Origin of the sequence: Micromonospora sp. DH14, from assembly GCF_029809455.1 — a bacterium.
Lineage (GTDB): Bacteria > Actinomycetota > Actinomycetes > Mycobacteriales > Micromonosporaceae > Micromonospora > Micromonospora parva.
Map to the genome: position 1 here is coordinate 15,494 of NZ_JARVKT010000010.1, position 22,506 is coordinate 37,999.

Genomic DNA, 22,506 nt, shown 5'->3' on the forward strand with positions numbered 1-22,506 from the left:
GAGACTGCGCGGCGCGAGACTGCGCGGCGCGAGACTGCGCGGCGCGAGACTGCGCGGCGCGAGACTGCGCGGCGCGAGACTGCGCGAGGCGACGCGGGGCGAGGCGACGCGGGGCGAGGCGACGCGGGGCGAGGCGACGCGGGGCGAGGCGACGCGGGGCGAGGCGACGCGGGGCGCGGGGATGGGAGTGGGCCTGACTGCGGGTGGGAGTGGGCGGGTGAGTGGATGGCGGGGGCGGGCGGGCCACACAGCTTCGGCACGGAGTATGTGTCGCCGGCCCATGTGCCGGGGGGCACACAGCTCGTAACTTCTTGCGCCATGACGGCAGAACCCGTGGTGGTCCCCCACGTCGTACAGGTCGACCTCACCGGTCGGACCGCCCTGGTCACCGGGGGCGGCGGCGGCATCGGGCGGGCGTGTGCCCTGCGGCTCGGCGCGGCCGGCGCCACGGTGCTCGTGGTGGACCGCAACCTGGAGGCGGCCAAGGCGGTGGCCGCCGAGGCCGGGGGCCGGGCGGAGGGGATCGACCTGTCCGACGCGGCGGCGGTGGACTCCCTCGACGCGGACGTGGACATCGTGGTGAACAACGCCGGGCTCCAGCACGTCGCGCCGTTGCAGGACTTCCCCGTCGAGCGCTTCGAGTACATCCAGCGGGTGATGGTGGAGGCGCCGTTCCTGCTGGTCCGCCGGGCGCTGCCGCACATGTACGCCCGGGGCTGGGGGCGGGTCATCAACATCTCCTCGGTGCACGGGCTGCGGGCCTCGCCCTACAAGGCCGCGTACGTCTCGGCCAAGCACGCCCTCGAAGGGCTGTCGAAGGTGGTCGCGCTGGAGGGCGCCGCGCACGGGGTCACCGCCAACTGCATCAACCCGGCGTACGTGCGCACCGCCCTGGTGGAGAGCCAGATCGCCGACCAGGCGGCCAGTCACGGCATCGACGAGACCGAGGTGGTCGAGAAGATCATGCTGGCCCGGGCCGCGATCAAGCGGTTGATCGAGCCGGAGGAGGTGGCCGAACTGCTGGCGTACCTCTGCTCGCCGCCGGCGGCGTTCATCAGCGGAGCGTCGATCGCCCTCGACGGGGGCTGGACGGCCAACTAGTGGGGCTGAGCACAATGTCGACCATGTCATCGCCGGTGGAGTTCCTGGAACTGCTCGCCCGAGAGGCCGCGGCCGTCGAGTTCGAGGGACCACTGGTGGCCGCGCGGGCCGCCGGGCTGCCACCGGAGCGGCTGGCCGAGCTGGAGCAGGCCAGGGCGGTGGCGTTGCGGGTCCGCGCGCTGCTGGAGCGTCGCCGCCGCCGGGAGAGCGAGCTGTCCGGCCTGTACGACACGGTCAGCGACCTGGCCGGGCTGCGCGACCTGGACGACGTGTTGCGGGCGATCGTGCACCGGGCCCGCCACCTGCTCGGCGCGGACGTGGCGTACATGACGCTCAACGACGACGAACGCGGCGACACCTACATGCGGGTGACCGACGGGTCGGTCTCGGCCCGTTTCCAGCGGCTGCGCCTGCCGATGGGTGCCGGCCTCGGTGGCCTGGTGGCCCAGTCCGGCGCCCCGTACGTCACCGCGAACTACGGCGAGGATGCCCGCTTCCACCACACCGGCGAGATCGACGCGGGGGTGGGCGAGGAGGGTCTGGTGGCGATCCTCGGGGTGCCGCTGCGGCTCGGCTCCACCTCGATCGGGGTGCTCTACGCCGCCAACCGTTCGGCTCGGCCGTTCGTCCGGGAGGAGGTGGCGCTGCTGGTGTCGCTGGCCGCGCACGCCGCGGTGGCGATCGACACCGCCCGGCTGCTGGCCGAGACCCGTTCGGCGTTGGCCGAGTTGTCGGCGGCGAACACCACCATCCGGGCGCACAGCAGCTCGGTGGAGCGGGCGGCGGCGGCCCACGACCGGATGACCGCGTTGGTGCTGCGCGGCGGTGGGGTGGAGGACGTGGCGGCGGCGGTGACCGAGGTGCTGGGCGGCGCGCTGCTGGCGTTGGACGCCGAGGGCCGCCTGCTGGCCCGGGTGGGTGAGATCGAGGAGCCGGACCGCGCGGACATCGTCGAGGCGGTGGCCGCGTCCCGGACCGAGGGGCGCAGCGTCCGCCGGGGCCCCCTCTGGTACGCCGCCGTGGTGGCCGGCGCGGAGAACCTGGGCGCCCTGGTGCTGCGCCCGGACGACGAGTTGGTCGACGCCGACCAGCGCATCCTGGAGCGGGCCGCGTTGGTGACCGCGCTGCTGCTGCTGTTCCGCCGCACGGTCGCGGAGGCGGAGGGGCGGGTGCGGGGCGAGCTGCTGGACGACCTGATCGCCCGCCCGCTGCGCGACACCGACGCGTTGCGCAGCCGGGCCCGTCGGCTCGGCGTGGACCTGGACGCGCCGCACGTGCTGGTGGCGGTGGGTGACGACGCTATCGCCGCGACCGGTTCGGCTCGGCAGCGGGTGCTCTCCTGGGCCACCACGTACGCCTCGGCGCGCGGCGGACTGGCAGCGGCCCGCGATGGCCGGGTGGTGCTGATGCTGCCGGGCTCGGACGCCGGCGGCAGTGCCCGCGCGGTGGCCCGGGACCTGTCCCGGGTGACCGGCCGCCCGGTGACCGCCGGGGCGAGTGGTCCGGCGAACACCCCGGCGGCGCTGGCGGTGACGTTTCAGGAGGCGGACCGGTGTCTGACGGCGTTGGGCGCGTTGGGTCGTGCCGGGCAGGGCGCGAGCACCGTGGAGTTGGGCTTCGTCGGGTTGTTGCTGGGCACTGTCGGTGACCGCGGTGAGAAGGACGTGACGGAGTTCCTCAGCGCCACGGTCGGCCCGGTGCTCGACTACGACGCCCGCCGAGGCACGGCTTTGGTGAAGACACTGGAGGCGTACTTCGGGGTGGGTGGCAGCCTGGCCCGGGCCGCCGAGCAACTGCACGTGCACGTCAACACGGTGACCCAGCGGTTGGAGCGGGTCGGGCAGTTGCTCGGCGTCGACTGGCAGCGCCCCGAGCGGGCGCTGGAGGTGCAGCTCGCGCTGCGTCTGCACCGGCTGCGCGCGCCAGCCGGCTGACCGCGCCGCCCGGACCGCCGTGCCGACCGGACCGCCGTGCCGCCGTGCCGACCGAGCCGACCGAGCCGACGTCAGCGGGCGCGGATGCCCTCCAGCACCGCGTCGACGACGCGTTCGGGCAGGTCCTTGTCGTCCAGGTCAGGATTCCACTGCAACACCCGCTGGATCAGCATCGGCCCGGTGAGCAGCGCCATGGTCACCTCGACGTCGATGTCAGCGCGCAGCACCCCCTCGTCGATGCCGCGCCGCAGCACCTCGCGCATCAGCTGTCGCCGGGGCTCGATGATGTTCTGGTAGAGCTGGTACTGGTCCGGGGTGCGGTTCACGGCGGGCACCAGGCAGGGCATGATCTTCGCCGCTCGCGGGTCGACGTTGGTGCCGACCGCGCCGACCAACAGCACCAGGTCGTCGCGGACGGAGGTGCCGGCCGGCTGGGCCATGATGCCCTTGAGCCGGCGCAGCGCGTCCAGCAGCAACGCGTCCTTGCCGGCCCAGCGGCGGTAGATGGTGGCCTTGCCGACGCCCGCGCGGGCGGCGATGGCCTCGATCGAGAGCGCCTCGATGGTGCTGCCCTCGGCGAGCAGGTCGAGGGTGGCCTCGATGATCGCCTCGTCGGCACGGATGCTCCGCGGTCGCCCGGGCGACCGCGGAGCATCAGCAGTGGACGTCATGTCCGACATTCTTCCCGCACCTAGGCCGTGCCGGCCAACTCGGGCTCGGCGACCGGCGCCACCGGGGCGACGCTGGTCTCCTCCTTGCCCGGCATCCAGCGCAGCACCACGATGATCCCGAGCGCGGCGATCACCGCGGAGAGCCCGGCCGCCCAGTGCATGGCGGTGACGAAGGCGTCGTTGGCCGCCGAGATCAGCCCCGGCGCCGCCGGGCCGAGCTGGCCCGCCGCCGCGTACGCCCCGGAGATCGACTCGTTGGCCGCGTCCTGGGCCTGCGTGGGCAGGCCGGTCAGCGCGTCACCGATGTCGCTGCGGTAGACAGCGGAGAGCACCGAGCCGAGGACGGCAACGCCGAGCGCGCCGGCCACCTGGCGGATGGTGTTGCTGACCGCGGAGCCCACCCCGGCCTTCTCCCGGGGCAGCGCCGACATGATCGACTCGGTGGCCGGCGGCATGATGTTGGCCATCCCGGCGCCCTGGATGAGGAAGACGAGCAGCACGATCCAGATCGGGGTGGAGGCGCCGATGAAGACGAAGGCGCCGAGTGACACGGCGGTCAGCACCAACCCGACGGCGGCGACGGCCTTGCCGCCGTAGCGGCGGACCATCGTGGCGCTGCGCGGCGCGAACACCAGCTGGGCGCCGGCGAAGGGCAGGAAGAGCAGACCGGTCTGCAACGGGCTGTAGTCACGCACGAGTTGCAGGTAGAACGAGCCGAAGAACATCGAGCCCATCGCGGCGAAGAACACCAGGCCGACGATGGCGACCGGAGCGGCGAACCGGGGCACCTTGAACAGCCGGACGTCCAGCGACGGGTGGTCGCTGCGCCGCTCGTGCTGCACGAACCAGGCCAGCACCGCGACGCCGACCACTATCGAGCCCCAGGCCATCGGGCGGCCGAAGCCGTGCTCGCCGCCGTCGATGATGCCGTAGGAGAGAGCGACCAGGCCGACCACGGAGAGCAGGACGCCGAGCACGTCGATGCGGCCCGGGCGCGGGTCGCGCGACTCGGGGACCAGCAGCGCCACCAGCACCACGCCCGCGGCGACCACCGGCACGTTGATCAGGAAGACCGAACCCCACCAGAAGTGCTCCAGCAGCGCGCCGCCGAGGATCGGGCCGATCGCCACGGCGAGGCCGACAGCGCCGGCCCAGACCCCGATGGCCCGACCGCGCTCGCGCGGGTCGAAGACGTTGGAGATGATCGACAGCGTCACCGGCATGATGGCCGCGCCGCCGACCCCCATCAGGGCGCGGGCCGCGATGAGCTGTCCGGGGCTCTGGGCGTACGCGGAGAGCAGCGACGCCAGGCCGAACACCAGCAGACCGATCATCAGGAAGCGCTTGCGGCCGGCGCGGTCGCCGAGCACGCCGAAGGTGAACAGCAGCCCGGCGAAGACGAGGGTGTAGGAGTTGATGGACCACTCCAGCTCGCCCTGGCTGGCACCGAGGCCGTGCACCGGGTCGGCCAGGGTGCGCAGGGCGACGTTGAGGATCGTGTTGTCGAGGACGACCACGAGGAGGCTGATCACCAGCACCCCCAGGATCGCCCACCGCCTCGGGTGTCCCGTGTTGTTCTGCAGTTCCATTCCTGGCTTTCCCCCCATGATCACCCGCGACGAAATACGATACGGGTCAGACTCGTAACGCGAGTCAGCGTACGACGCGCATTAACGATACGGCACCGATCCGTATCGTATGTGGTGGGCGTCACGTCCCGGCGCGACCGCCAGGCAGGCGGCGACGGCGTCCGCCAACGTGCCGAGCCGCACTGCCGGCTCGCCGAGCGGCTCGATCCACCCCGGCCCCGCGCCGTACACCCGAAGGCGCGGAAAGTCCCGGGCGAAGCGCACCAGGCGGTACGCGCGGCCGGTGAGCGGCGTCTGCGACCAGAGCACGACGGTGTGCGGGCGCGCCCGGTACACCGCGCTCGTGAGCGCGGACCAGGGCAGCGCGGGGCCGAGATTCAGACAGCCGCGACCCTGCTCGCGCAACGCCGCGGCGAGCGCGAGCAGACCCAGGCTGTGCGCCTCCTTCTCGGAACCGGCCAGCAGCACCCCGCCGGTGGGCAGCGACCGGCCCGGCTCCCGGCGGTACGCGTCCAGCCCGACCCGGACACCCTCGAAGAGGGCGTGCCCGACGGCGACCTCGGCGGCGGTCCGCCCCGGCAGCCGGGCCAGCAGCGGACGGCACACCTGCTCCCAGAGCGCCGGCACGCCCCACGCCCCGACCAACTCCAGCAGCAACGAGGCGACGCCGTTGGCGTCCAGGTCCTCGGCTGCCAGCAGAACCTGCTTGTGCGCGATCTCCACGGCCTCCGCCGGCATCGAAGCGCTCAGCACCACACGTACCCCCGGGTAGACGGTCTCTACCCGGGGGTTCGCTCGAAGGGCGCGTGGCGGATGCGCCGTCGCGCAATCTCAGCGGCGACGGGCCGCCAGCCGGTGGGCCAACGCGGCGACGCTGCCCCAGATGCCGCGCCGGAACAGCACCACGACGAGGACGAAGATGCCGCCGGTCACCAGGCCGATCGCCTCGAACCCGGAGAACGACAACCAGTCCTCCAGCCGGACCACGAGGGCGGCGCCGAGCACCCCGCCCCAGAGGGTCCCGATCCCGCCGAGCACCACCACGATGACCGCCTTGCCGGAGGTGGTCCAGTGCAGCACGTCCAGGGAGACGAACCGGTGGCCGACCGCGAACAACCCGCCACCGAGGCCGGCGATGAACCCGGAGAGCACGAACGCGGTGAGCTTGTAGCGGTGCACCGGGTAGCCCAGTGCCCGCGCTCGGGCCGAATTGTCCCGGATGCCGACCAGCACCCGACCGAACGGTGAGTGCACGATCCGCCAGGCGGCGGCGAGCCCGAGCAGCACGATCGGCAGGATCGCGTAGTAGAAGAAGTAGTCGTCGGTGAGGTCGAGGCCGAACAGCTCGCGGGGCACCCCCTGGAGGCCGTTCTCGCCCTGGGTCACCGAACGCCACTCGTTGGCCACGTAGTAGACCATCTGCGCGAAGGCCAGGGTCACCATGGCGAAGTAGATGCCGGTCCGCTTGACCGCCAGGTAGCCGATCGGCACCGCCAGCACCGCCGCGGCGAGGGCCCCGGCCAGCACCGCGAGGGGAAACGGCAGGCCGGCGTGGATGGCCACCAGCCCGGTGACGTACGCGGAGGTGCCCCAGAACGCGGCGTGACCGAAGGACATCAGCCCGGTGAAACCCAGTAGCAGGTCCACCGCCACGGCGAACAGCGCCCAGCAGAGGATGTCGACCGCGACCGCCGGGTAGAGGCCGTTGGGCAGCCACACCGCGACGGCCAGGCCGACGGCGAGCAGCGCGTACCGAACCCAGCCGGGCGCACGGGCCACGGCGATCAGCCCGGACGGTGGTGTCGAGCGGGACGCGTCGGTAGGGGTGTCCACGGTGTTGGTCATGCGGGGGCCTCCTCCCGACCGAACAGGCCGGCCGGGCGCCAGAGCAGCACGCCGGCCATCACCACGAAGACGATCGTCTGCGAGACGAGCGGGAAGTCGGAGAGGTACGCCTCACCCCACGCCTGCACCAGCCCGATGCCGAAGCCGGCGGCGACCGACCCGAAGATCGAGCCCAACCCGCCGATCACCACCACGGCGAACACCACGATGATCAGGTCGGCGCCCATCAACGGGTTGACCGCGCGCATCGGCGCGGCCAACACCCCGGCGAGGCCGGCCAGCCCGATGCCGAAGCCGAAGACCGGGGTCACCCACCGTCCGACGTCGATGCCGAAGGCGCGGGTCAGGTCCGGCCGCTCGGTGGACGCGCGGACCACCATACCGATCCGGGTCCGGGTCAGCACCCACCACACCGCGACGCAGAGCAGCACCGTGAAGCCGAGGATGAACACCCGGTACGTCGGGAAGTCGAACAGCCCGAAGTCGACCGACCCGCTCAACACCGACGGCGTCTCGTACGGGCTGGACTGCACGCCGTAGCGCAGTTTCACCAGGTCCTGAAGGATCAGCGTGAGACCGAAGGTGAGCAGGAAGTTGTAGAGCGGGTCCAGTTTGGTGAGCCGGTGGATCACCGCGCGTTCCAGCGCCATGCCGAGCAGGCCCAACCCCACCGGCATGATCACCAGGGCGGCCCAGAACGGCACGCCCGCCTCGCTGAGCAGCACGTACGCCCCGAACGCGCCGAGCATGTAGAACGCGCCGTGCGCGAAGTTGACCACCCGCAGCATGCCGAAGATGACCGCGAGCCCGAGGGCGAGCAGGGCGTAGAACGCCCCGCTCACCAACCCGTTGAACGTGTTCTGCGCGAATCCGCTCATAGCTTGCAGTCCGCCGAGGGCGCGCGGAACGCCTCCGCGGCGGGGATCGTCTTGAGCACCTTCACGTAGTCCCACGGCTCGGCGACCTCGGCCTGCGGCTTCACCTGGGCCAGGTACGCGTCGTGCACCACCCGGTGGTCCTCGGCGCGGATCTTCCCGTTGCGCAGGAAGACGTCCTCGACCGTCTTGCCCTCCAAGCCCTTGACCACGGCGTCCGCGTCGTCGGTGCCGGCGGCCTGCACGGCCTCCAGGTACTGCAACGCCGCGGAGTAGTTGGCGGCGTGCGCGAACGTCGGCCGGGTGCCGGCCTTCTGCTGGAAGCGGTCGGCGAACTCCCGGTTCTTGGCGTCGAAGTTCCAGTACCAGGCGTCGGTGTACGTGGTGCCGGCCAGCGCGGCCGGGGTGAGCGAGTGGATGTCGGTGAGGAACATCAGCCCCACCGCCAGGCCGACGCCCTTGTCCCGCAGCTTGAACTCGTTGTACTGCTTCACCACGTTGACCAGTTCCGCGCCGGCCTGCATGGTGCCCAGCACGTCCGGCTTCGGATTCAGGTTCGGTGCCTTGAGCAGGAAGGTGGAGAAGTCACCGCTGGTGTTCGGGAACGGCGCCCCGTCCCTGCCGACCACAGTGCCGCCGGCCGCCGTGATCGCGGTGGAGAAGCTCTTCTCCATGTCCTGACCGAAGGCGTAGTTCGGGTAGAGGATGTACCAGTTCTTGCCGATCTGCTCGGTGGTGGTCTTCCCGGTGCCGTTGGCCAGCATGTACGTGTCGTACGCGTAGTGGAAGGTGTACTTGTTGCAGCTCTTGCCGGTCAGGTCGGTGGTCGCCGCTCCGATGTTGAAGTAGAGCTTCTTCTTCTCCTTCGCCACGTCGGCGACCTTCAACGCGGCCGACGAGGTGGGCACGTCCAGGATCAGGTCGACGCCCTTGCGGTCGTACATCTCCTGGGCCTTGGAGTTGGCCACGTCCGGCTTGTTCTGGTGGTCGGCGGTCTCCACGGTGATGTCGGTGGTCACCGCCTTGTCGCCGTACTTCGCGGTGAAGTCGGCGATGGCCATCTCCACCGCCGCCACCGAGTTCTTCCCGGACAGCTCCGAGTACGCCCCGGACTGGTCGTTGAGCACGCCCAGCACGATCTTGTCGCCGGTCAGCTTCTGGTCGCCACTCGACTGAGGTCCGCCGCCGCCGCATCCGGCGACCAGCACCACCACGGCCGACGCCGCGGCCACACCCATCGTCCTGCGCATGCCCACTCCATCCATCCCGCGCGTCGTCGCGCGGGTCGTCGTTGGGAAAATTCAGATTCCGAGGTACGCGAGCAGCTCGCGCTCGCGCGAACGCACCTCGGAGTTGTCCATCGCCTCGGCGACCCGGCCCTCGGCCAGCAGGTAGTGCCGGTCGGCGACACCGGTGGCGAAGTGCAGGTTCTGTTCGACAAGCAGCACCGTCACCCCGTGCCGCTTGGCCTCGCGCAGCAGGTCACCGACCTGCTGCACCAGCAGTGGCGACAGCCCCTCGGTGGGCTCGTCGCAGAGCAGCAGTCGGGCGCCCATCCGCAGCACCCGGGCCAGCGCGAGCATCTGCTGCTCGCCGCCGGAGAGCATGGTGGCCGCCGAGTCCCGGCGCGTGTGCAGAGCCGGGAACGCCTCGTACACCCGCTCCAGCGACCACGGGTCGGGGCCGACAGTGGGTGGCAGCGTGAGATGCTCGGTGACTGTCAACGTGGCGTAGCTGCCCCGGTCGTCGGGCACCCAGCCCAGTCCCAGTCGGGCCCGCTTGTGCGCCGGCAGCCTGGTGATGTCCCGCCCGTCCAACTCCACAGTGCCGCGCTGACCGGAATGCAGTCCCATCACGCAGCGCAGCAGGGTTGACTTGCCGGCACCGTTGCGGCCGACCAGGGTGACCACCTCGCCAACGGAGACCTCGAGGCTGACGTCGCGCAGCACCTGCGCCTCCCCGTAGAAGGCGGACAGGTTCTCAATGCGCAGCATCGGCGACTCCCAGGTAGGCGGTGATCACGCGCTCGTCGGCGCGGACCTGCTCGTACGGGCCCTCGACGAGGACCTTGCCGGCCTGGAGCACAGTGACCGTGTCGGCGAGGCGGCCGACCACGCTCATGTTGTGCTCGACCATCACCACGGTCCGGCCCTGGCGGACCCGGCCGATCAGCTCGACGGTGCGGTCGACGTCCTCCAGGCCCATGCCCGCGGTCGGCTCGTCGAGCAGCAGCACCTTCGGGTCCAACGCCAGGGCGATGGCCAGCTCAAGGGCGCGTTTCCGGCCGTACGCCAGGGCCGCGGAGGGGGCGTGCGCCAGCTCGGCCAGCCCCACCATGGCGAGCAGGTCGTCGGCCCGCTCGGTGTAGCGGCCCATCAGCTTCGCCGACCGCCAGAACCGCCAGCCCAGTCCACTGGACGACTGCAACGCCAGCGCGACGTGCTCGCGGGCGGACAGTTGCGGAAAGAGGCTGGTGATCTGGAACGAGCGGGCCACACCGAGCCGGGCCACCTGCTCCGGGGGCAGCCCGGTGACGTCCCGCCCGGCCAGCTCGATCCGTCCACCACTGGGTCGCAGGAAGCCGGTGAGCAGGTTGAACAGGGTGGTCTTGCCCGCGCCGTTGGGGCCGACCAGCGCGTGCACGCTGTCCGACGCCACGTCGAGGTCGATGTCGTCGACCGCCCGGAAGCCCCGGAAGTCGCGGGTCAGCCCACGGGCCGACAGGAGCGCTTGCCCGGCCATCGCCTCATCCTCCGCACGTCGCGGCGACGGTCGGTTCGGTGACCGCGGTCACAGGCCCGTCGCGTGGACGAAACCTACGGCGGGCCGCCAGAGTCGAACCATGTCGATGGACTCCATATTCGACCCACGTCTGACGTGCGTGAACTCCACTCCCCGTGCCGTCGACTTGACCGGACCCCCTAGGTTGATGATCCACACAGCCCAGCGGAAGGTCCCCACCCCATGCCCGTCGGCTTCACCATGGCGATCGTCTTCGCCGTCGCCCTGGCGGTCAGCGCCGTCGTCGCTCTCGTCGCTCCCGCCCGGCCGCTCAAGCGGATGGCCGCCCTCGCGGCGCTCGGCCTTCTCGCCCTCACGCTGGTGGTCGGCATCGCCTCCAGCGCCCACTCGGTGCCCATCCGCTCGGTCGGCATCGTCACCAGCTTCGGCAAGCCCACCGGAGAGGTGACCGGATCGGGCCTGAAGTGGGTGGCGCCCTGGCAGAAGGTCGGCGAGTGGGACGCGGGCCGGCAGAAGTACGACCACATCGGCGGCAACAACTGCGTACGCGTGCGCACCGGAACCCTCGCCGACGCCTGCGTCGAGGTGCTCGTCGAATGGCAGGTCAAGCCGGAGAACGCGCCGAAGCAGTTCATGGACTACAAGGGCGACTTCGGCAGCTTCCGCGGTCAGCGGGTGGGCGTGCAGCTCGACAGCGCGGTGAACGACGCCTTCGCCGCGTACAACCCGCTGGAGAAGATCGACGCCCGGACCGGTGACCTCAACGTCGACCTGAAGCCGTTCGCCGCGAACATCAAGACCAGCGCGGAGACCCGCCTCGCCAGCGACGTGGACATCCTCTCGGTGACCATCACCCGGGTCAACCACGACGACAAGACCGAGGGCAACATCAAGGCGTTCCAGGACAAGCTGGCCCAGACCCGCAACCTGGAGCAGGACCGCAAGAACGCCGAGATCTCCAAGCAGATCACCGAGACCAACGCGAAGGTGGACAAGGTGACCCGCTGCCTGGAGATCGCGGAGAAGAACGGCGCGAACCCGGGCCTGTGCATCAACCCGGGCATCGTCACCGGCAAGTGACAGCGGGCCGGCCCACCCGTGGCGGGTGGGCCGGCCTCGGTTCGCGGCTGGTCGCTCGCCGACTACGCGAAGCTGAACAGCGGCGGAAACACCAGCACCACGATCCAGGCCCACGCCGCGTACACCGGCAGGTAACCGGTCTGCCACCGTTCGAGCGCCGCGAACGGCGTGCGCCGGCGGATGAAGGTCAGCAGGAGCCACGCCGACCACGCGAGGTTGACCAGCAGGATCACGTTCTCGCCGAGCGCGGCGGCCCGGTTGGGCGTACCGCCGTAGTCGTCGGTGATGCGCCCGGTGATCTCTATCAGCACCAGCACGTCGATGGCCAACGCGCTGACCACGAGCGCGAGTTGGAGTTTGTCGAACGGGCCGGGCGGGGCCGACGGATCGCGGGCCGACAGTGAGTAGAGCAGCAGCCCCAGCACCACGACCAGCAGGAGGTCGAAGAGGAGCAACGCCTCACGCTCGACGTCGATGCCGTGGCTGGTCCAGACGACAGCGACGAGGAAGGCGAGCAGGGCGGCCGTGAAGAGCGGGGTGAACAGCCGGGTGAGCACCGGCGCGATGTTCTCGACGACGCTCTGCTTGGCCTCGACGAGCCACCCGGCCACCACGACGGCCGCCGCGGCGCCACCGGGCAGCAGCCACTGCGAGACGAACTCCTCCGGGACGATGCCGATGGCCGCGAACGTGTTGAACAGGAACGCGGCGAGCACGCCGCCGCCGAGCGCCATGAGCACCAGGTAGATGAACCACTCGCCGGTGAACCGGATGAAGTCCATGCGCCGACGCGACGAGCGCCAGTCGTCGGCGACGTAGGCCAGGCCGACCACCAGCCACAGGGCGATGGGAAGGTGGACGCTGGTGACGACCACTGACTGCGAGTCGTCCGCCAGGGGGTAGGCGTTGGCCGCCACCGCGCCGAGGGCGAAGAGGACCGCGAGCGCCGCGATCACCGACCGTCGGGCGCTGCGACGCCAGGCCAGGTACGCCGCCAGCCAGGGCAACGCGAACAGTGTGAAGTTCCGCGCGTAGAACGCGCCGTCGTCGGCGAAGCTCAGCCCGAACAGCGCCGGCACCTTGACGGACACCAGCGCGCCCGCCGCGCAGGCGAGCATCACCCACAGGTCCCGCCGGGAGCGGGGGCCGTCGGCCGGGCCGGCGGAGTCGCCGGTCAGCACCAACTGCTTCCACAACCGTTCCGAGTGTTCCCGGGCGAACTCGCGGGAGAGCTCGTCGAGGCTGCCCATCCGTTTCACCGCGACCAGGAACGCCTCGTCCGGGCTCAGGCCGGCGGCGACGAGTTCGTCGACGGAGCCGCGCAGGTGGTCTTCCAACTCGTCGGCGTCCACCGCCTGCAACTCCCGGCGGCGGAGCACGTACTGGCGCCACCGGGCGAACTGCGCCTCCAACTCCTCCGGGCCGTCGGGCGCCGTCATGCCAGGCCCCCCAACGGGGGCACCGTCAGCGGCGCGCGGTCCTGCCAGATCTCCTTGAGCGCGCCCACCACCGTGTCCCACTGCCGGCGCTGCTCGGCCAGCTCAGCCAGGCCGCTGTCGGTGATGCGGTAGTACTTGCGCTTGCGCTCACCGGCGACCGACTGCCAGCTCGACTCCAGATAGGAGAGGCGCTCAAGTCGGTGCAGCAACGGATACAACAGCCCTTCGGTCCAGTCCAGCTCACCCCCGGACAGCTCGTTGATCCGCCGGAGGATGGCGTAGCCGTAGCTCTCGCCCTCGGCCAGGATGCCGAGCACCATCGGGGTCGCCGAGGCGGCGACCAGGTCCTTGGCGACCTTCATGAAACCTCCCACCCAAACCTAGAAGTACGATGCATAGTACTGCTAGGTATAGCGCCTGACACAACCTCAGCGCCACCACCGGCCCGGCGAAAATCGCTCGAATCCCGATGGCCGGGTCACCACAATGGCCGGTGTGCCGGAGGTCAAGGTGGTCGTAGCCCATCAGGAACGCGCCACCCTGCGCATCGGCGACGTGTTCCTGAAGATCGACGCTGATTCGGGGCGCACCGACGTCGAGGTCGAGGCGATGGCCATCGCGCCGGTCCCGACTCCCGAGGTCCTCTGGCGCCAGCCGCCCGTGCTCGCGCTCGCCGCCCTGCCCGGTACGGCACTCGGCCGCCTCGGCGAGCCGTCGACCGCGTCGTCGGCGGCGTGGACCGCCGTGGGCGCCGCCGTTCGGAAGCTGCACGACGCGCCGCTACCGCCGTGGCCCGGTCGCGACCGCGCCGAGTTGACATCACAGCTCGACGCCGAGTGCGAGTGGCTCGTCCGCGACGGCGTCCTCCCCACCGACCTGGTCGCCCGCAACCGCCAGGTCGCCGAGGCGGCGCTCCGACCGTGGACCCCGGTGTTCACGCACGGCGACCTGCAGATCACCCACGTGTTCGTCGACGGCGACGAGATCACCGGGGTGATCGACTGGTCCGAGGCGGGCCAGGGCGACGCCCTCTTCGACCTGGCCACCCTGACGCTCGGGCACGAGGAACGCCTCGCCGACGTCCTCGCCGGCTACCGCGCCGACGTCGACCTCGACGTCATCCGCGGCTGGTGGTCAGCGCGCAGCCTGCTGGCGATCCGCTGGCTCGTCGCGCACGGCTTCGACCCGTTCGCACCAGGCTGCGAGGTCGACGTCCTGAAATCCCGGCTGTGACCGGCGTCAGCTGAGGGTGACCACCCAGCGGGCGCCCTCACCCCGGGCCAGCCGGTCGAACGCCGTGGGCGCCTCGTCCAACGGGATCGTGCCGCTGACCAGCACCCCCAGATCCAGTGCGCCGTCGGCCAGCTCGGCAGCCAGCATCGGCACCTCCCGATCCGGGTCGGACGATCCGTACACCGAGGAGCGCAGCGTGCGCGCCGAGTGGAAGATGTCCAGCGCGCCGAGGCTGACCATGTCGTCCTTCGCGCCCATCCCGACCACTGTCACCGCTCCGCCGCGCCGGGTGAGCCGCCAGGCGGCACGGATGGTGGCGGCCCGACCGACGCACTCGAAGGCGTGGTCGACGCCACGGCTCTCGGTGCGCGCCCGTACCTCCTTGGAGAGCCGGTCGTCGGAGAGCAGGAAGTCGGTGGCCCCGGCGGCCAGCGCCAGGTCCCGCTTCGCCTCCGCGACGTCGATGGCCAGGATCGTGGTGGCACCGGCCCGGCGGGCCGCGCTGAGCACGGCGAGCCCGACGCCACCGAGCCCGACGACCGCCACCGACTCGCCGGGCGTCACCCGGGCGGTGTTGCGGACCGCACCCACGCCGGTGAGCACCGCGCAGCCGAGCAGTGCGGCCTGCTCGGGGGGCAGCCCGGCCGGGATCGGGATGACGGCACGCTCGGGTACCACCACCGCCTCGGCGAGAGCGCCGAGGCCGAGGGTCAGGTGCAGCGGGACACCGTCGTCGGTCTCGCCACGCGCCACCGTCGGGGCCGTGGTGGCGGCGCAGAGCCACGGCTCGCCGCGCCGGCACCACCAGCAGGCCCGGCACGCCGGTGCCCAGTTGAGCACCACCGGGGTACCGACGGCCACCTGCACGCCCGGCCCGGTCTCGGCCACCACGCCGGTCGCCTCGTGCCCGAGCACCAGCGGGAACCTCGCGGCGAGGGTGCCGTTGACCATGGACAGGTCGGAGTGGCAGACACCGGCCGCCGTGATCGTCACCCGCACCTCGCCGGGGCCGGGCGCGGGCAGGCGTACCCGCTCGACCCGCAGCTCGGCACCCGACCCGCGCGCGACCAGCGCGCGAACGGTGACCGGCGCGGACGCCGCTTCGGTGCCGCCGCCCGGCACGGCCGGGGACAGCTCGCCGCCGGTCATCGCTGGATCGCCTTCAGCTCGCAGAACTCGGCCAGCCCGTGCACGCCCAACTCCCGGCCCAGGCCGGACTGCTTGTAGCCACCGAACGGGGCGAGCGGGTTGAACGGGGCACCGTTGATGTCGACAGCGCCGGTGCGCAGCCGCCGGGCCACCGCCAGCGCCGCGTCCGTGTCGGCGGACCAGACCGCGCCGGCCAGCCCGTACTTCGAGTTGTTGGCGATGCCGACCGCCTCGTCGGTGTCGGCGAACGGGATGACGGCGAGCACCGGGCCGAAGACCTCCTCCTGGGCGAGCGCGCTGTCGGGGTGCACGTCGGCGAAGACGGTGGGGGCGACGAAGTGCCCCCGGGCCGGCACCGGCGCGTCCGGTCCACCGGCGACCAGCCGGGCGCCGTCGGCGACAGCCCGGTCGATGTGGCCGCGCACCCGCTGCGCCTGGGCGGCGGAGACCAACGGGCCGAGCCGGGTCGCCGGGTCGAACGGGTCACCGAGCCGGTAGCCGGCCACCGCCGTGGCGATCAGGTGGAGGGCTTCGTCGTACCGGTCGCGGTGCACCAGCATCCTGGTCCACGCGGTGCAGGTCTGACCCGAGTTGAGCAGGGCGTTGCCGACGCCCACCTTGACGGCGGTGGCCAGGTCGGCGTCCGGGAGGATCACGTTGGCGGACTTGCCGCCCAGCTCCAGCGCGACCCGGGCGATCCGGTCGGCGGCGAGCCGCATGATCCGCGCGCCGGTGGCGGTGGAGCCGGTGAACGAGACCAGGTCGACGTCGGGGTGCCCGGCGAGAGCTTCGCCGACCACCGGCCCGGTGCCGCTGACCAGGTTCAGCACCCCCGGCGGCAGACCGGCCTCGGTGACCGCGTCGAAGAGCAGGTACGCGGTCAACGGGGTCAGCTCGCTGGGCTTGAGCACCACCGTGCAACCGGCGGCCAGGGCCGGGGCGAGCTTCGCCATCACCTGGTGCAGCGGGTAGTTCCACGGCGTGATCGCGCCGACCACGCCGATCGGCTCGCGGACGACGAGGGAGTTGCCGATGTGCTCCTCGACCGGCTCGCGGGCGGCGAGCGCCACGTGGTCGCGCAGCGCTCTCAACGGGAGCCCGACCTGCACCCGGGTGGCGAGCTTGAGCGGCGCGCCGAGTTCCCCGGCGATGGTGTGGGCGAGGTCGTCGGCCCGGGCGGCGAGCGCCGTGTGCAGCCGGTCGAGGTGAGCGGAGCGCTGCGCGGGGGTGGCGGCCGACCAGCCGGGAAACGCGGCGCGGGCCGCGGCCACGGCGCGGTCCACGTCGGCCGGGGTGCCGGCCGGCACCTGCCCGATCAGCTCCCCGGTGCTCGGGTTCTCCACGTCGATCAGGTCGGTGCCGGCGGGCGACGTCCACTCCCCGTCGACGTGCAGGTGGCGCCGCAGGCGCAGGGGGTCGGGCAACTGCGACGGCGGGGCGGCGGCGAGGTCCATGTCGTCCCTTCGGGGGTGGGCGATGGGCGATGGCGACGGGGTCGCGAGGGGCGATGAAACTAGCGCTGGGAGTTTGGACGCTACCCGGTGGGCCGGGCGGACTCCACCGGGCCGACGGTGCGGGCGTACTCGGCGGCCAGCCCGTGCAGCAGGGCGTCCAGGCCCAGGGCGAAGGCGCCCTCGTCGACGCTCTGCTGGTGCTCGGCGAGCCGGTGCGCCTGGCGCAGGTGCGGGTAGTGCGCCGCGTACAACTCCGGGTCCTCGACGAAACCGCGGGCGAACGAGCCGAGCGCCGACCCGGCCACGAAGTAGCGCAGCGCCGCGCCGATGTGGGTGGCGCGGGCCGGCGGCCAGCCGGCCCGGACCAGGCCGCCGTAGACCGCGTCGGCCATCGCGAGGGCGGCCGGTCGACGACCCGGCCCCTGCGCGAGGTACGGCACGATGTTCGGGTGCGCGGTGAGCGCCCGACGGTACGACCAGGCCCAGTCCCGCAGCGCGGTGACCCAGTCCCGGCTGGCGAAGCCGCTGGTGTCGACAGCGCCGGTGACCGTGTCGGCGACCGCGTCGAGGATCTCGTCCTTGGTGGCGAAGTGGTTGTAGAGCGACGGCCCGCGAACGCCCAGTTCGGCGGCGAGCCGGCGGGTGGAGAAGGCGGGCAGGCCCTCGGCGTCGATGAGCGCCGTGGCGCTCTCGACGATCAGCTGCCGGGTGAGCCGGGGCTGGCGGGGTCGGGGCACTGCGCTCCTTGAGGGTGTCGGGTCGTGGGGTCTGGACGAATGAAAACTTACACCGCTAGTTTAGGTGTGACCGCTGCGTCCCGCAGCGGCGCACCGCCACGTCGACCGAGGGGGAACCGTGGACTTCGCACTGTCCGACGAGGAACGCGCCGTCCGAGACACCGTGCGCGCGTTCATCACCCGCGAGGTGATGCCCCTGGAAGCGGAGGTGCTCCGCCGGGAACGGGCGCACCAGCCGGGCCTGGACCACTCCGAGGTGCGGGAACTGCAACTCAAGGCGCGCAAGTTCGGCTTCTGGGGCCTGGCCACACCGGAAGAGTACGGGGGGATGAACCTGCCGGCCGTCCTCCAGTCGTTGATCTGGACCGAACTGGGCCGCACGTTCGTGCCGTTCCGCTTCGGCGGCGAGGCGGACAACATCCTGTTCCACGCCACCGAGGAGCAGAAGCGGGAGTTCCTCATCCCGACCATCGAGGGCGAGCGCCGCTCCTGCTTCGCGATCACCGAACCGGGCGCCGGTTCGGACGCCGCAAACATCCGGCTGTCCGCCCGCCGCGACGGCGACGACTGGATCCTCGACGGCGAGAAGACCTTCATCACCGGCGGCCACGACGCCGACTTCGCCATCGTGGTCGCGGTGACCGACCGGGAGAAGGGCGCCCGCAACGGTGGCGCCACGGCGTTCCTGGTGGACCGGTCGATGGGCTGGCGCTCCGAGTTCATCCAGACCATGGGCGAGGGCGGGCCGGCGTCGCTGATCTTCGAGGGCGTCCGCGTGCCCCACCGCAACATCCTCGGCGAGATCGGGCAGGGCTTCACGCTCGGCATGGAGTGGATCGGCAAGGGCCGCTACACCATCCCGTCGCACGCCATCGGCATCGCCGAGCGGGTGCTGCAGATGGCCATCGACTACGCCAACACCCGGGAGACGTTCGGCGCCACGATCGGCACCAACCAGGCCATCCAGTGGATGATCGCCGACTCGGAGACCGAACTGGAGGCGGCCCGCTGGCTGGTGCTGCGCTCGGCGTGGACGGTCGACCAGGGGCTGGACCCCCGGCACGCCTCGTCGATGGGCAAGCTCTACGGCGCCGGCATGGTCAACCGGGTGGTCGACCGGGTGCTCCAGATCCACGGCGGCATGGGCTACACCCGGGAACTGCCGATCGAACGCTGGTACCGGCAGGTCCGGCTCTACCGGATCTTCGAGGGCACCGACGAGATGCAACGGTTGATCATCTCCCGGGACCTGCTGCGCGGCTACACGAAGATCGGCGGCCACCTGGCCTGAGCCGGATGCCGTACGCCGTCGGGGACGGCCGGGTGCGCGCCCGGTCGTCCCCGACGTCGGATTTCAGCCGGTCAACGCCGTCAGCGCGGCGTCCACATCGGCCTCGGTGGAGTAGACGTGGAAGGAGGCCCGGACCCGACCGGCGCGCACCGCCGCCCGGATGCCGGCCGCCGCGAGGCGCTGCCGCGCGTCGGGCACGTCCACGCTGACGATGGCGCTCTCCCCCGGTGGCCGACCCAGCCCGGTCAGGAACCGGTTGGCCAGCGCCACGTTGTGCGCCCCGATCGCCGACACGCCGATCTCAGCGACCACCTCCAGGGCGGGCGCCGCGCCGACCCAGCTGAACCAGGCCGGTGAGATGTCGAACCGGCGGGCGTCGTCGGCCAACCGCAGCGGCGGACCGTAGTAGGAGGCGTGCGGGTCGTCGCCCGCGTACCAGCCGGCGGCGTCGGGGCGCAGCCGCTCCCGCAGCGCGGGGGCCAGATAGGCGAACCCGGTCCCGCGCGGATTCATCAGCCACTTGTAGCCGCCCACCGCCACCACGTCGGCCCGGCCGCCGTCGAACGGCAACCACCCGCACGCCTGCGTCGCGTCCACCGCCACCAGCGCGTCGTGCGCGCGGGCCGCGGCCACGATCTCGTCGTACGCCGCGACCGCCCCGTCGGCCGACTGCACCAGGCTGAACGCGACCAGGTCGGTGTCGGCGTCGATGGCGTCGACCAGCGACTCCAGCGGCACCGTACGGACGGTGACACCCCGCTCCCGCTGCACCAGCCAGGGGAAGAGATTCGAGGTGAACTCGACCTCGGGGACCACCACCGTGGCACCGGCCGGTAGCGCCGCCGCGACCGGCGCGAGGAGTTGGGACACGGCCGCGCCGACCGCCACGTCACCGGCCGGCACCCCGATCAGGCCGGCGAACGCTACCCGGGCCCGGTGCGTCGACTCGCCCCAGCCCTCCCACGACGTACGACCGACCCGCCAGGCGGTAAGGGCCTCCTGCACCGCCGCCCACGCCGGCTCCGGCGGCAGCCCGTAGCTGGCGGTGTTCAACCAGCCCGGCTCCGGCTGCCACAGCTTCTGCGCCTGCTCGATCTCCATGCCACGACGCTATGTCGGGCCCGGCGCGACGGGCACTGCCAATCGGCGACCCGCGGCCTCACCGGCGGTGCCCGGCCGACTCGTCGGCGGTGGGCCGCTGGATCCTGGTGAGGCTGTCGGCGAGGCCGGCGAGCCACCGGTCGACCTCCACCAGGTGCCGGACGGACCGCAGGTCGGCCCCGCGCAGCAGCGGACGGATCCGGTCCAGCTGGTCGACGCAGGTCATCGAGACCGGTGCCGGGCCCGCTGTCCGGCCGTGGGCGACCTCGTCGGCGAGGGTGCCGTACGCCGAGCGCAGGCGGCCGGCGGCGTCCGCCAGCAGCGCCGCCGCCTCGGGCCAGCCTGCGAGGCAGCCGGGCGGGTTGCGGCGCAGCAGCGACTGCGCGCCGGGCAGGACGTGGTGCCCGGCGCTCAGCACGGCATCCCAGTTCACCTGCTCGTGGCGCGGATCGTGGTGTTCGGAGTGGTACTGGCAGTACGACGAGTCGACCAGGACCATCCGGCGGCGGACCCGGTCGAGGGCGGCATCGGGTGGCGGCGCGGCGCCGAGCGCCGCCCGGACCGTCTGGTCGACGGCGTCCGCGTTGACCGCCAGGTAGCGGGCAGCGTTGTGCCGCAGGTCGTGGCCCGCCCCGCGCGGCCACATCGCCACCCCGGCGAGCACGCCGATCACCGTACCGAGCAGCACGTCGACGAGGCGGGCCTCGGCGAGCCGCCAGCCTTCCGGGCTGAGTTGGGCGAAGACGACGGTCAGCAGGACCGTGAACAGCGCCTGCTGCCACACCGGACCGAGCAGGCGGCCAACACCCAGGGCCAGCAGCAGGGTGACCGGAAGGACGACGGCGTAGACGACCGGTTCGTCGACGACGAGCATCACCCCGCCGCTGACAACCGCTCCGATGATCGTGCCCAGCACGGCCGGCCGCAGTGCGGTGCGGGTGTCGGCGGCCGAGGTGCGCAGGACCGTGAGGGTGGCCAGCAGCACCCAGAAGCCGTGGGTCAGCTGCAACACCCCGGCGGCCACCCGGGCGATGGCGAGGGCCACGGCCAGCCGCAGCGAGCTGTGCAGGTGGGCCGAGCGCGGCGCCAGGTGCGAGCGGAACTGCCACCAGTACAGCCTCCACGGGCTGTGCCGGGCGTACTCGAACAGCCCCGAGGAGTTGTGCGGATCGTCGAGCCGCGCCCCGGCGGCCACCCGGCAACCGACGGCGAAGACCCGCACCTGGTCCGCGAGGGCCAGCGCCGTGGCGTCGCGGCACAACCGCTGCACGTCCGGCGTGTCGCGGACGCTGCCCGCTCCCACGGGGTACGCGCCCTCGGCTCGTCCGACCGCGACGTCCAGGTCGGCGAGGGTCACCGCCGGCGCACCCGGCGACAGGCTCCGGCCGGCGACACGGGTCGTCTCCGCGCACGAGCGCAGCAGACGCGCCGCCGCCAGGTCCGGAATCGGCTCCGGCGGGGCGTCCGCCGCGAGCCGGTCCGCCTCGACGAGCGCCTCCCGGAGCGCGGCGGCGCAGATCCGCAACGCCCGGTCCTGCGCGCCCGCCGCGGTGGGCGCCCACGTCGCGGGGGTACGGCCCAGCTCGATCGCCGCCATCGTGTCGTACGCCCGCGCGCGCCGAGTGTCCCGGTCGGCCCCGGCGGTGTGCGGGTCGGTCAACGTGGCGGCGGTGTCGTCGAGGAAGGCCGCGAGGCTGTCCGCCGCCGCGGCGAGGCGCTGCCGGTAGGAGACCGGCACCGGGTCGGGCCAGAGGACGACCTCCGCCGCGGCGAGCAGCACGACGGCGAGCGTCACCCCGCCGAGTCGCGCCGGCAGCGTGCCCGGCTGGTACGGCGGGAACGACGCCAGGATGTAGAAGAGCTGGAACGCGCTCGCCAACCCCACCAGGCGCGGGTTGCCGACCCCGGCGAACGCCACCACGAACCCGACGACGAGCATGCCGCCGGCGGCCGCCCACGTGCTCCACGCCAGGAGCGAGCCCACCGCGATGAGCGCCCACACCACCGGTAGCGACAGCACGAGGATCCGTGCCCGCTGCGGCGCCGGACCCGGCAGCTGCGCGAACGACCCGGCCGCGATCGTGCCGAACAACCCGTACGTGGCGAGGGTGGAGTTGCCCGCACCGTAGCGGCAGCCGAAGAAGACGACCGACGCGACGAGCGTCAGTCGTGCCGCGCGTCGCAGGATGACGTCACCCGGGTCACGGCGGCGAAGCCGGCCAAGGAGGCTGGTTCCGAGCACTACCGCTCCCCCGGTCCGTCGCA

General features: G+C 72.2%; 20 protein-coding genes. 5 read left to right on the forward strand and 15 right to left on the reverse strand.

Features of this window, described 5'->3' with window-relative positions:
- The first annotated feature begins 318 nt into the window (after positions 1–318).
- Together QCZ28_RS15190 and QCZ28_RS15195 are read left to right on the forward strand one after the other, a co-directional pair.
- A complete protein-coding gene (locus QCZ28_RS15190; protein WP_279517267.1) occupies positions 319–1,101 on the forward strand; it encodes a 3-hydroxybutyrate dehydrogenase in 783 nt (260 codons plus the stop codon).
- A gap of 14 nt (positions 1,102–1,115) precedes the next feature.
- On the forward strand, positions 1,116–3,035 hold the full coding sequence (locus QCZ28_RS15195) for a helix-turn-helix domain-containing protein (RefSeq protein WP_279517268.1): 1,920 nt from the start codon (positions 1,116–1,118) through the stop codon (positions 3,033–3,035).
- A gap of 71 nt (positions 3,036–3,106) precedes the next feature.
- On the opposite strand, the gene QCZ28_RS15200 is transcribed toward QCZ28_RS15195, so the two are convergent.
- The 8 genes from QCZ28_RS15200 to QCZ28_RS15235 form a co-directional block, all read right to left on the reverse strand.
- Positions 3,107–3,715 carry a TetR/AcrR family transcriptional regulator gene (locus QCZ28_RS15200; protein ID WP_279517269.1) on the reverse strand — a complete coding sequence of 203 codons (609 nt, stop codon included), beginning with the start codon at positions 3,713–3,715 and terminating at the stop codon, positions 3,107–3,109.
- An 11-nt stretch (positions 3,716–3,726) separates the two neighbouring features.
- The gene (locus tag QCZ28_RS15205) at positions 3,727–5,295 is read right to left on the reverse strand and encodes an MFS transporter (protein WP_279517270.1); all 1,569 of its coding nucleotides are present in this window, start codon (positions 5,293–5,295) and stop codon (positions 3,727–3,729) included.
- Positions 5,296–5,376: 81 nt separating this feature from the next.
- Entirely contained in the window at positions 5,377–6,048 is a 672-nt protein-coding gene (locus QCZ28_RS15210) for a transcriptional regulator (protein ID WP_279517271.1), read from the reverse strand.
- Between the two features lie 78 nt (positions 6,049–6,126).
- On the reverse strand, positions 6,127–7,140 hold the full coding sequence (locus QCZ28_RS15215; RefSeq protein WP_279517272.1) for a branched-chain amino acid ABC transporter permease: 1,014 nt from the start codon (positions 7,138–7,140) through the stop codon (positions 6,127–6,129).
- Positions 7,137–8,018, reverse strand: coding sequence for a branched-chain amino acid ABC transporter permease (locus QCZ28_RS15220; RefSeq protein WP_279517273.1), 882 nt, complete (start codon positions 8,016–8,018; stop codon positions 7,137–7,139). Before QCZ28_RS15220 ends, QCZ28_RS15215 begins: the two co-directional genes overlap by 4 nt.
- Entirely contained in the window at positions 8,015–9,253 is a 1,239-nt protein-coding gene (locus QCZ28_RS15225) for an ABC transporter substrate-binding protein (RefSeq protein ID WP_279517435.1), read from the reverse strand. The genes QCZ28_RS15220 and QCZ28_RS15225 overlap by 4 nt, the downstream gene beginning before the upstream one ends.
- Positions 9,254–9,316: 63 nt before the next feature.
- Entirely contained in the window at positions 9,317–10,009 is a 693-nt protein-coding gene (locus tag QCZ28_RS15230; protein WP_279517274.1) for an ABC transporter ATP-binding protein, read from the reverse strand.
- Positions 9,996–10,757 carry an ABC transporter ATP-binding protein gene (locus QCZ28_RS15235; protein WP_279517275.1) on the reverse strand — a complete coding sequence of 254 codons (762 nt, stop codon included), beginning with the start codon at positions 10,755–10,757 and terminating at the stop codon, positions 9,996–9,998. Before QCZ28_RS15235 ends, QCZ28_RS15230 begins: the two co-directional genes overlap by 14 nt.
- 222 nt (positions 10,758–10,979) lie before the next feature.
- Here QCZ28_RS15235 and QCZ28_RS15240 point away from each other — a divergent pair, with 222 nt between their 5' ends.
- Complete coding sequence (locus QCZ28_RS15240; RefSeq protein WP_279517276.1) at positions 10,980–11,837, forward strand: SPFH domain-containing protein; 858 nt, start codon at positions 10,980–10,982, stop codon at positions 11,835–11,837.
- 62 nt (positions 11,838–11,899) lie between these two features.
- Here the strand turns inward: QCZ28_RS15240 and QCZ28_RS15245 are convergent, their stop codons facing one another.
- Complete coding sequence (locus QCZ28_RS15245) at positions 11,900–13,276, reverse strand: permease prefix domain 1-containing protein (RefSeq protein ID WP_279517277.1); 1,377 nt, start codon at positions 13,274–13,276, stop codon at positions 11,900–11,902.
- Positions 13,273–13,638: a PadR family transcriptional regulator gene (locus tag QCZ28_RS15250; protein WP_030336945.1), complete on the reverse strand. Its 366-nt coding sequence runs from the start codon at positions 13,636–13,638 to the stop codon at positions 13,273–13,275. Before QCZ28_RS15250 ends, QCZ28_RS15245 begins: the two co-directional genes overlap by 4 nt.
- Positions 13,639–13,762: 124 nt before the next feature.
- Between QCZ28_RS15250 and QCZ28_RS15255 the strand changes: the two genes are divergently transcribed.
- A complete protein-coding gene (locus QCZ28_RS15255; protein WP_279517278.1) occupies positions 13,763–14,509 on the forward strand; it encodes an aminoglycoside phosphotransferase family protein in 747 nt (248 codons plus the stop codon).
- 6 nt (positions 14,510–14,515) lie between these two features.
- Here the strand turns inward: QCZ28_RS15255 and QCZ28_RS15260 are convergent, their stop codons facing one another.
- The 3 genes from QCZ28_RS15260 to QCZ28_RS15270 all read right to left on the reverse strand — a co-directional run bounded on the left by QCZ28_RS15260 (position 14,516) and on the right by QCZ28_RS15270 (position 17,849).
- Complete coding sequence (locus tag QCZ28_RS15260; RefSeq protein ID WP_279517279.1) at positions 14,516–15,658, reverse strand: alcohol dehydrogenase catalytic domain-containing protein; 1,143 nt, start codon at positions 15,656–15,658, stop codon at positions 14,516–14,518.
- Positions 15,655–17,112, reverse strand: a complete 1,458-nt coding sequence (locus tag QCZ28_RS15265; RefSeq protein ID WP_279517280.1) for an aldehyde dehydrogenase family protein — start codon at positions 17,110–17,112, stop codon at positions 15,655–15,657. The genes QCZ28_RS15260 and QCZ28_RS15265 overlap by 4 nt, the downstream gene beginning before the upstream one ends.
- A gap of 80 nt (positions 17,113–17,192) precedes the next feature.
- Positions 17,193–17,849 (reverse strand): TetR/AcrR family transcriptional regulator C-terminal domain-containing protein, encoded by a 657-nt coding sequence (locus QCZ28_RS15270; RefSeq protein ID WP_279517281.1) that lies wholly within the window; start codon positions 17,847–17,849, stop codon positions 17,193–17,195.
- Between the two features lie 118 nt (positions 17,850–17,967).
- Here QCZ28_RS15270 and QCZ28_RS15275 point away from each other — a divergent pair, with 118 nt between their 5' ends.
- The gene (locus QCZ28_RS15275; protein ID WP_030336937.1) at positions 17,968–19,140 is read left to right on the forward strand and encodes an acyl-CoA dehydrogenase family protein; all 1,173 of its coding nucleotides are present in this window, start codon (positions 17,968–17,970) and stop codon (positions 19,138–19,140) included.
- Positions 19,141–19,203: 63 nt separating this feature from the next.
- On the opposite strand, the gene QCZ28_RS15280 is transcribed toward QCZ28_RS15275, so the two are convergent.
- Entirely contained in the window at positions 19,204–20,241 is a 1,038-nt protein-coding gene (locus QCZ28_RS15280; RefSeq protein WP_279517282.1) for an aminotransferase class V-fold PLP-dependent enzyme, read from the reverse strand.
- A 58-nt stretch (positions 20,242–20,299) separates the two neighbouring features.
- Complete coding sequence (locus QCZ28_RS15285; RefSeq protein ID WP_279517283.1) at positions 20,300–22,483, reverse strand: FUSC family protein; 2,184 nt, start codon at positions 22,481–22,483, stop codon at positions 20,300–20,302.
- Positions 22,484–22,506 lie beyond the last annotated feature (23 nt).

Excerpts from the sequence above, each read along its gene's own strand:
- QCZ28_RS15200 (WP_279517269.1), bottom strand. The coding sequence starts at position 3,715 with ATGTCGGACATGACGTCCACTGCTGATGCTCCGCGGTCGCCCGGGCGA.
- QCZ28_RS15190 (WP_279517267.1), top strand. The coding sequence starts at position 319 with ATGACGGCAGAACCCGTGGTGGTCCCCCACGTCGTACAGGTCGACCTC.
- QCZ28_RS15235 (WP_279517275.1), bottom strand. The coding sequence starts at position 10,757 with ATGGCCGGGCAAGCGCTCCTGTCGGCCCGTGGGCTGACCCGCGACTTC.
- QCZ28_RS15265 (WP_279517280.1), bottom strand. The coding sequence starts at position 17,112 with ATGGACCTCGCCGCCGCCCCGCCGTCGCAGTTGCCCGACCCCCTGCGC.
- QCZ28_RS15215 (WP_279517272.1), bottom strand. The coding sequence starts at position 7,140 with ATGACCAACACCGTGGACACCCCTACCGACGCGTCCCGCTCGACACCA.
- QCZ28_RS15195 (WP_279517268.1), top strand. The coding sequence starts at position 1,116 with ATGTCGACCATGTCATCGCCGGTGGAGTTCCTGGAACTGCTCGCCCGA.
- QCZ28_RS15220 (WP_279517273.1), bottom strand. The coding sequence starts at position 8,018 with ATGAGCGGATTCGCGCAGAACACGTTCAACGGGTTGGTGAGCGGGGCG.
- QCZ28_RS15280 (WP_279517282.1), bottom strand. The coding sequence starts at position 20,241 with ATGGAGATCGAGCAGGCGCAGAAGCTGTGGCAGCCGGAGCCGGGCTGG.
- QCZ28_RS15225 (WP_279517435.1), bottom strand. The coding sequence starts at position 9,253 with ATGGGTGTGGCCGCGGCGTCGGCCGTGGTGGTGCTGGTCGCCGGATGC.
- QCZ28_RS15205 (WP_279517270.1), bottom strand. The coding sequence starts at position 5,295 with ATGGAACTGCAGAACAACACGGGACACCCGAGGCGGTGGGCGATCCTG.
- QCZ28_RS15230 (WP_279517274.1), bottom strand. The coding sequence starts at position 10,009 with ATGCTGCGCATTGAGAACCTGTCCGCCTTCTACGGGGAGGCGCAGGTG.
- QCZ28_RS15245 (WP_279517277.1), bottom strand. The coding sequence starts at position 13,276 with ATGACGGCGCCCGACGGCCCGGAGGAGTTGGAGGCGCAGTTCGCCCGG.
- QCZ28_RS15260 (WP_279517279.1), bottom strand. The coding sequence starts at position 15,658 with ATGACCGGCGGCGAGCTGTCCCCGGCCGTGCCGGGCGGCGGCACCGAA.
- QCZ28_RS15240 (WP_279517276.1), top strand. The coding sequence starts at position 10,980 with ATGCCCGTCGGCTTCACCATGGCGATCGTCTTCGCCGTCGCCCTGGCG.
- QCZ28_RS15250 (WP_030336945.1), bottom strand. The coding sequence starts at position 13,638 with ATGAAGGTCGCCAAGGACCTGGTCGCCGCCTCGGCGACCCCGATGGTG.
- QCZ28_RS15255 (WP_279517278.1), top strand. The coding sequence starts at position 13,763 with ATGGCCGGTGTGCCGGAGGTCAAGGTGGTCGTAGCCCATCAGGAACGC.